The 8,168-nt window shown below is 40.3% G+C and carries 10 protein-coding genes; 8 read left to right on the forward strand and 2 right to left on the reverse strand.

The genetic code is table 11. The features are described from left to right. Positions 1-762 precede the first annotated feature (762 nt). The 3 genes from RMY32_RS02635 to RMY32_RS02645 are packed head-to-tail and all read left to right on the forward strand — an operon-like array spanning position 763 to position 2,946. Positions 763-1,524, forward strand: a complete 762-nt coding sequence (locus RMY32_RS02635; protein WP_322713970.1) for a hypothetical protein — start codon at positions 763-765, stop codon at positions 1,522-1,524. Continuing rightward, complete coding sequence (locus RMY32_RS02640; RefSeq protein WP_322713971.1) at positions 1,521-2,375, forward strand: calcium-binding protein; 855 nt, start codon at positions 1,521-1,523, stop codon at positions 2,373-2,375. The genes RMY32_RS02635 and RMY32_RS02640 overlap by 4 nt, the downstream gene beginning before the upstream one ends. Further along, positions 2,335-2,946: a calcium-binding protein gene (locus RMY32_RS02645; RefSeq protein WP_322713972.1), complete on the forward strand. Its 612-nt coding sequence runs from the start codon at positions 2,335-2,337 to the stop codon at positions 2,944-2,946. Before RMY32_RS02640 ends, RMY32_RS02645 begins: the two co-directional genes overlap by 41 nt. 88 nt (positions 2,947-3,034) lie before the next feature. Here RMY32_RS02645 and RMY32_RS02650 read toward each other — a convergent pair whose 3' ends face one another. Then, positions 3,035-3,760, reverse strand: a complete 726-nt coding sequence (locus tag RMY32_RS02650) for a DUF429 domain-containing protein (RefSeq protein WP_322713973.1) — start codon at positions 3,758-3,760, stop codon at positions 3,035-3,037. 151 nt (positions 3,761-3,911) lie between these two features. Between RMY32_RS02650 and RMY32_RS02655 the strand changes: the two genes are divergently transcribed. After that, on the forward strand, positions 3,912-5,177 hold the full coding sequence (locus RMY32_RS02655; RefSeq protein WP_322713975.1) for a glycosyltransferase family 4 protein: 1,266 nt from the start codon (positions 3,912-3,914) through the stop codon (positions 5,175-5,177). Positions 5,178-5,490: 313 nt separating this feature from the next. Continuing rightward, positions 5,491-6,357, forward strand: coding sequence for a calcium-binding protein (locus tag RMY32_RS02660; RefSeq protein WP_322713980.1), 867 nt, complete (start codon positions 5,491-5,493; stop codon positions 6,355-6,357). Positions 6,358-6,458: 101 nt separating this feature from the next. Here the strand turns inward: RMY32_RS02660 and RMY32_RS02665 are convergent, their stop codons facing one another. After that, positions 6,459-6,602 (reverse strand): hypothetical protein, encoded by a 144-nt coding sequence (locus RMY32_RS02665; RefSeq protein ID WP_322713976.1) that lies wholly within the window; start codon positions 6,600-6,602, stop codon positions 6,459-6,461. A gap of 183 nt (positions 6,603-6,785) precedes the next feature. Between RMY32_RS02665 and RMY32_RS02670 the strand changes: the two genes are divergently transcribed. From RMY32_RS02670 to RMY32_RS02680, 3 genes are all read left to right on the forward strand, one after another. Further along, entirely contained in the window at positions 6,786-7,253 is a 468-nt protein-coding gene (locus RMY32_RS02670) for a transposase family protein (protein ID WP_322713977.1), read from the forward strand. A gap of 170 nt (positions 7,254-7,423) precedes the next feature. Then, positions 7,424-7,645, forward strand: a complete 222-nt coding sequence (locus RMY32_RS02675) for a hypothetical protein (protein WP_322713978.1) — start codon at positions 7,424-7,426, stop codon at positions 7,643-7,645. Between the two features lie 21 nt (positions 7,646-7,666). Next, positions 7,667-7,915: a hypothetical protein gene (locus RMY32_RS02680; RefSeq protein ID WP_322713979.1), complete on the forward strand. Its 249-nt coding sequence runs from the start codon at positions 7,667-7,669 to the stop codon at positions 7,913-7,915. The last annotated feature ends 253 nt before the right edge of the window (positions 7,916-8,168 follow it).

An 8,168-nucleotide genomic window follows, 5' to 3' on the forward strand; every position in this document is an offset into this window, starting at 1 on the left:
CAATTTGACTGGAATAATCATAAAAGTCAGCTTCTTAAGCTTTGATCGATCCCACTTTGGAGCGATTAGTACTAATGTCTGCGAACGTGAATTTCTTGGTTTACAAACGTTGTACCAATCTGTAATAGCTTTGATTGACGATCAAAATATTAATAGTACACAAAAAAACATTTTTACGTAAATTTATCAGCAAATAATGTGAAGAATATGCAAAGATGCGTGCAGAAGCAAAAATATCTAAGTAAATACAGTATTATATGCTAAGTGTTTGATTATTTAGATGTTCTCCATTTTCAAGCTAGACATCTAAACAGAATTGTCCACAAGGGGGGTATGAAAATCTCTTTCCGGATCAAAAGTTGAATATTTTCTCTTTAGTAAAACTTAGACGCTGGCAAGAAACCAAATACCAAGTATAAATTCTAGGCATTCAATCATCAGATTCTTTAATCATCCTTGTTCAATGATTTTTACGGAGCAAGGATAATTAATTTAGTCTGAAATGTTCGATTATCCTGAATACACACGCTCATTAGTTTGTACAGCGCTTAAGCCTTAGATAGTTTTCAGATAGATTTAGATAGTGTCACGTAAAAGCCATTCTCTGGATGAATCTTTGAGCAACATTAGTGTTAATTAAAGATGATGTATAAGTATGGCAAAAACTTAAAATTCCGGTTAATTTTTGTGCCCAAAAATAGCAATAAAGTCCATGTTGATAACAGAAGTTACTGAAAAGCTAGATTTAGGTATATAAAAGTTATGGCAAATATCATTGGAACCAACAGTAATGATAACCTACTGGGTACTGATGACGCGGACACAATTAACGGTCTTGCAGGGAACGATACCATCACAGCTAACAAGGGTAACAACACTCTAACTGGTGGCGGTGGCAATGATGAATTTATTTATGACTACATCACCGATGATATTGATATCATCACCGATTTTGGTGGCGTAGGTAAAGGAACACACCCAACAGCAGCAGTCATTGCTGAAGTGGACACTCTAAATTTTCAGGGCGATAGTCGCTTAACTGCCCAAAATACGATCCTGACCCAGAATGGCAACAATCTGGAAATCACCTTTGCAAATGCAACCTACTATGAAGACGACGCTACCCCCAAAGTCATTCTGCAAAACTTTGCCTTGGAAAATCTGGATAATCTCAGCAAATCCACTGGAGCGAGTGTAAACTTAGGCAACATCCTGTTTTATGGGCAAACTACCATCACAGACAGCTTTGATGTTTTCAATGCCAACTCTACCCAAAATAATATCTTCAATAAGAATACAGTCACCTTCCTTAACGACCTGAACAATAATGTTAACGGCTTTGATAACTCAGATGATGCGATCAATGGTCAGGGGGGTGATGACAAAATCGATGGCAAAAGTGGCAATGACTTATTCAGAGGTGGTGCTGGGAATGACACGCTCATTGGTGTACTGGGAATGACACGCTCGTTGGTAACACAGGCAATAACTCCATCGCTTATCGTACTGGCGATGATAATTTGAATCTTAATAATTCAAAAGACAACGATCTGCTCATTGGTGGCGATGGAAATGATTCTCTCTTTGCCTCTGGTGACTACAGCTTGGTTCGAGGAGGCTCAATTTTATTTGGCAATCCTACCTCTGGCAATAACACCCTCAATGGTGATGCTGGTGACGATACCTTGGATGCTGGTTATTCAACAGGGAATAACACTCTCAACGGTGATATCGGTGATGATTATTTGGATGCTATTTATTCAACAGGTAATAATCTGCTTTCTGGTGGCGCTGGTAACGATTATCTCTCCGTTTCTGGCTTCCACGACTATTTTTATGGAGCTTTTGGGAGAATTTATGGCACAGGCAATAACACCCTCAATGGTGGTGCTGGTGACGATACATTGGATGCTAATTATACAACAGGTAATAACACTCTCAATGGTGATGCTGGTAACGATACCTTGGATATTAGTTATACAACAGGTAATAACATTCTCAACGGTGATATCGGTAATGATTACTTGAATATTAACAACTCAAAAGGCAATAATTTGCTCTTTGGGGGCGATGGCAACGATACCTTCTCTGGGGGCACTAATGGCAATGATTCGTACAATGTGGGCATTACTGGCAAAGATACGCTCGATGGGGGTAAAGGTGATGATTTGTTGTCTTTCTATTATTACGGGGCTACTGGAGGAATCACAACGAATTTCAATGCTACTACTAACATTGGATCAATTACAGCAGGCACGAATCTGGTTAGCTACAACAATATCGAACGATTAGATATTAGAGGTACAGCCTACGATGACAACATTGTGGGGAGCAATGGCAACGATACCCTCTCTGGGGGTCAATGCTGGCAATGATACGATCGATGGGGGTAAGGGTGACGATGTGTTGTTCGCCGATTATACCTATACTAACCACGGAATCAAAACGAATTTCAATGCTGCTACTAACACTGGGTCAATTACGGCAGATATCAATAGTGTTAGCTACAAGAATATCGAACGATTAGATATCACAGGCACAGCCCACGATGACAATATTGTGGGGAACAGTGGGAACGATACCCTCTCTGGGCAGTATGGTGGCAATGATACCCTGACAGGTGGGAACGGTACTGATACCTTTACTGTCTATAGTTACACCAAAGGTGTCGATACTATTTATGACTTCAACGCTACTAATGAATTGATTCAGCTATCGGCTTATGGGTTTGGAAGTCGGTCAATAGGTTCACTTTCAGCAAGTCAGTTTACAATCGGAACATCTGCAACCACTAGTGAAGAGCGATTTATTTACAACAGCGCTACAGGTGCATTGTTCTTTGACCAAGATGGTAGTGCATCTGGGTTTACTCAGGTACAATTTGCACAACTATCTGCTGGATTGTCACTAACCAACAACAATTTTGTGTTTTTTAATCCTGATTAGCGCTCTGCCATTACCAAGCGATACGGTTTGCGGAATGCTATTTTTAGCATCAGCAAGGACTCTAAAGCAGCATACGCGAAGCCTTTGCTCAAATTCTTTGAGGGATGATAATGTAGCCAGTAGTGCGATCGCCTAATACTAAGTTACGTTTTTCTCCCCAATACCACCAGTATGCAGCAACATAAGCGCAAATTAAGCTATCTAGTTTATCTTCGGTTGCTTTGAGGGCTGCGCCTGTGGTGGGGATTTCAAGAAGAAACAAACCGCACAGGCGCAGAGGAGGAGAGAAGGAAGGGAGAATATCAAGAAGATAATTTTGGAGTTTAATTAGTTCTAGACGGCGCTCATTGAGGCGTCCTTTTTTGTATTTGAGGATGCGTTCTAAGTTGAATAGGTTAACGATTGCTGGGTGGGGGAAGACTTCTATTTGATATCTGCTGAGTTTTTGCGGTTCTATGGTGGGGGCGTGGGCAAAGCCGCGTGATTCTAATTCTAAGCCAAAGTTGATGGTGCGATCGGCGAAGGGTAGGTTTTGATTAGCTGGGTAGCATCCCGCATGATATTTGCCAAAGTACTTGTGGCTAAGTTTGTCGGGGAGACGACTCCCGGTAGCATTGGGTATGAGGGTAGGTGCATCTACGGCAATAATGGCTGGCTCATCTGGTTGGACGCTGCGATCGATCCAGGTGAGGATATCTGCAATGGCATCTTTGCGGTCTAGATCGAGTAATTGTAGTTGTCCATCTATCCATTCTAAACAGCACAATCCACTTGGTTGCGATCGCCAGCCTAAATCAATGCCAATAAATTTCATTGTAATAACACGAATTTGCGATTATTCTCGCATTTACTGACAACCATTTACCTAAATTTACTTGCTCAAAATCTTGACAAATAATCTTATAATCTTAAAAAGATTGTCTTAATTTATTTTATCTGGCAATAATTTAATCAAGATTATTCCAATGAAAGTTTTATTTTTACATCCCAATTTTCCCTCGCAATTTCGCAACCTAGCGATAGTTTTGGGTAAAGATCCTAATTGCCAAGTTGTCTTTGGGACAAATCGTCGGGAAGGGGAAATACCCGGCGTTTTTAAAGCTATTTATACTCCTTCTCGTGAAGCTGCGCCTCAAACTCACCACTACGTTCGCAACCTGGAAAATGCTGTTATCACCGCTCAAGCTGTCTATCGCGTGGCAGAAAAATTAAAGGCTGAGGGTTTCTTTCCAGATATAGTTTATGGTCATTCTGGGTGGGGGCCGACTTTATTTATGAAAGATGTTTTCCCCAAAGCCGAATTATTGTGTTATTTCGAGTGGTTTTATCACGCTCACGGTTCCGATGCAGATTTCGATCCCAACGAGCCGCTAAATGTTGATGATGAATGCCGCATCCGCGTGAAAAATGCGCCGATTTTAACTGATTTATATAGCTGCGATCGCGGTCTTTCTCCAACTAATTGGCAGCGTCAGCAGTTTCCCAAAGAATATCATAGCAAACTCACTGTAATTCATGATGGTGTTGATACCAATTATTTTGTTCCCAAACCAGGTGCAAAGTTAGTTTTACCAAGAATAAATCTGGATCTTTCTCATGTGGAAGAGTTGGTAACTTATGTAGGACGAGGAATGGAACCTTATAGAGGTTTTCCACAGTTTATGGAAACAGTAGCGCTACTTCAGCAGCGACGACCTAAATGCCACGTGGTAGTTGTCGGAGAAGACCGAGTTGCTTATGGGAAGAATCTCCCTGATGGTCAGACTTATAAACAATTAATGCTAGAAAAATTCAAATCATCTTTGGATTTATCGAGGCTGCACTTTACAGATAGGCTTCCTTACAATGAGTACCTTCAGGTTTTGCAAGCTTCTTCTGCCCATGTTTATTTAACTCGTCCTTTTGTATTATCTTGGTCAATGTTAGAAGTAATGGCAGCAGGATGTTTGCTAATAGCTTCTAATACTCCACCAGTTTTAGAGGTTGTACAGAATGGGGTGAATGGACTGCTGGTAGATTTTTTTTCTCCCCAAAATATTGCTAATCGGATTGAAGAGGCGCTGAATAATCCTCAAGAAATGCAAGCAATTCGTGCGAATGCGCGAGAGACAATTATCAAGCGTTATGATTTGGCCAAACTGTTACCACAGCATTTGCAATGGATGTTCGCTGGCAAAACTTCTGATAATTTGAAAAAGCGTCCAAGTTCTAAAGGATTTGGTAAATATTAGTCATTGGTCATTGGTCATTAGTCATTTGTCATTTGTGATTAGTCAGTTGCATAAATATTTTTTGCCTCAAGCAAAGGTGCAAATAAAAGCTTGAAAATAAAGACTTTTGCAATAAGTATATTAATCATTAGTTGTTGATCGAGAGCAAATGACAAACGAAAACGATCGATACAACTCTTGGAGAGGCTGCACTACCGACTAAGCTTAGTACAAATGACAAATGACCAATGACTCATGACAACAACTCTTGGAGAGGCTGCACCACCGACTAAGCTTAGTACAAATGACAAATGACCAATGACTAGTGACAAATATGCGAATTATTTTTACCATTGCCCATTTTTTCAAACCTAGCGGTGAGGGTCGTCATGCTTCCCAACGCAAAGACCCGCAACCTCGCTTGCAGGCGTTAACTAATAGCCTTACCGCCTTACACCAATTATTTGGTAAATCTCAAAGTATTATTAACATTGCTCAACGAATAGCTTTTCCTGCTAACCAGCCGCAATCGCATGAACTAGATATTGTTATTTGTACAACCCAAGATAATCATCTTTTAAACCAGCTTCCTTTACCATCCCATTTATATAAGCATCATTCTACTAATGTAGAACCTCTGTTTTTGGGTTTTGAGTGCCAAGGTGTTCTGCAAAGTTGTCTCGGTCAGTATGATTATTACTGTTTCTTGGAAGATGACTTAATTATCCACGATCCTTGGTTTTTTATAAAATTGAATTGGTTTACTCAACAAGCAGGTAATTTAAATTTGCTCCAGCCAAATCGTTATGAAATCTCCCCTTACGGTTTGGTTCATAAAGCTTACATTGATGGGGATTTGGCTTTGCGAGTAACTGATCCTTTTCAAAATGTGCAGGAGCAACCAGAACTCAAGGGTACAATTATGAATGCACCGATTACCTTTCGTCGTGCCCTCAATCCTCATGCAGGCTGCTATTTTTTGAATGCAAATCAGATGGCTTACTGGGCTAATCAAACCTATTTTCTCGACCGAGATATTAGTTTTGTTGGCCCTCTAGAAAGTGCTGCCACCTTGGGAATTATGAAGACATTCCGAATTTATAAAACCTCACCGGAGCAAGCAAGTTTTTTGGATATTCAGCACTTTGGAACTGGATTTTTGGGGTTAATTGGAGGACAGGTGAGTTTAGCACAGAAGTAAATCAAATTTCAAAGTTTGGTTTTTGTGAGCAAAATTAATGCGATCGCTATTGATAAAACATAATAAAAACATATTAGCGATCGCTCAACAATCAACTAATCTTAAATTGTGACTAATGGTTTTTCAACAGGTGTAGGCGTAGTCAACGGATCGAATCCTAATTGTTCAGTAATGCGCTCTCTAGCTAAAAGGCGGTATTCCCAAAAATACTCGCCAGCAGCACATAAACCCAAATACATATTCATAATTAAGATCGTTAATTTGGTCTTAAGAGGATGTTTGAAAAGTATTTTTAGTAACTTCTAGACCTCGAAAACCTAACCCCCCTAGCCCCCCTCCTCGCCTGCGGGGAGCAGGGTGGTTTCATACAACCAGAGAAAAATAATAATGATTTGTATAGGGTGGAAAGAAATGGATAACTAACAAGTATGAATCTCGTCGAACAATTGCAGCAAGTCTCAGACTATAGGCACATTCGGGGAAGAAGACATGAATTATGGTTGGTATTGTTGCTAATATTGCTGGGAGCCATGACAGGATATTGGGGCTACCGACCACTGGAAGATTTTACTCGTGTACACAGACAGAGCTTGATTGAACTGTTAAACCTAGATGTGACAATCAATTTTCCATCCTATTCAACATTTCGACGAGTACTGAAAACAGTGGATTTTCAGCCACTAACGGACTTATTTAATAATTGGGCATCGGTTTTTGTTCCACCAATACCAGGAGAACGTCTGGCAATAGATGGCAAAGGCATTCGTTGCACAGTCACAGATTACAGTCAGTCCTACCAGAACTTCATCAGTACAGTATCAGTTTATAGTCATAATCGGGGCATTGTACTTAAGATGCAACCAATGTCCAACAAAAAGATTAGTGAAGTGGCGTAGGCGTAGCCCGTCGTAGACATCGTAAAACAATTAATATCCGAGTTTTGTGATCAACAAGTCGTTTTTACCCTTGATGCTTTACACTGCCAAAAAAAACTGTATCGCTGATCATCACTAGTGGCAATGATTACCTGATTGGATTAAAAGAAAATCAACCGACACTCTATAAAATGGCTCAAACTCAGTCACAGACACAGGAACCTTTGAGCGCTACTACAATAGAAGACGATACTCACGTAGGCGTAGCCCGCCGCAGGCATCGCAAAGTTTTGCGTTGTTGTAAGGTATTCGCGGCTCCAGAAAAATTACAAAATCAATGGGCTGGACTTAAAACCTTTGTCCAAGTTGAACGTTCTGGTATCCGTGATGGTCAATCATTTCAAGAGCGTTAGTTCTATATTTGTAGTCATATAATGTCGGCTAAAGATGCTTTAACCGACACCCAGAAACATTGGGGAATTGAAAACCGACTCCATTGGGTTCGTGATGTGACTTTTTCAGAAGACTTTCCACTGCGAAGAGGTGGTAATGCTCCAGTTAACTGGGCAATCTTACATAATTTTTTCATCACTCTTGCCAGATTTCTTGGTTTTCGTACTATCCCTCAAGCTCAACGTGCTTTAGCCAATCAAATCCAAAAGGTTTTTTCTTTCTTTGTATGAAACCACCCTGCTTCTCTACAAGGGAATGGGGGTTTGAAAGCCTCTCTCCGTTTCGGGGAGAGGTTTGGAGAGGGGTCTCTGGTATACTTTACGACTTTTCAAACAACCTCTAAGCTCGACTTTATCCAAAATTAAGAATTCGCTTTCTTTATCCAGCAAAAACCCTAGTTTTTTGGCAAATACTTTTTCCACGTCACAGATTATAGATGAAGTTAAAAAAGTAAAACTACTGTCCTACAAAGATTTCAGCTTA

The sequence above is a fragment of the Nostoc sp. ChiSLP03a genome, assembly GCF_034531215.2.
Lineage (GTDB): Bacteria > Cyanobacteriota > Cyanobacteriia > Cyanobacteriales > Nostocaceae > Nostoc.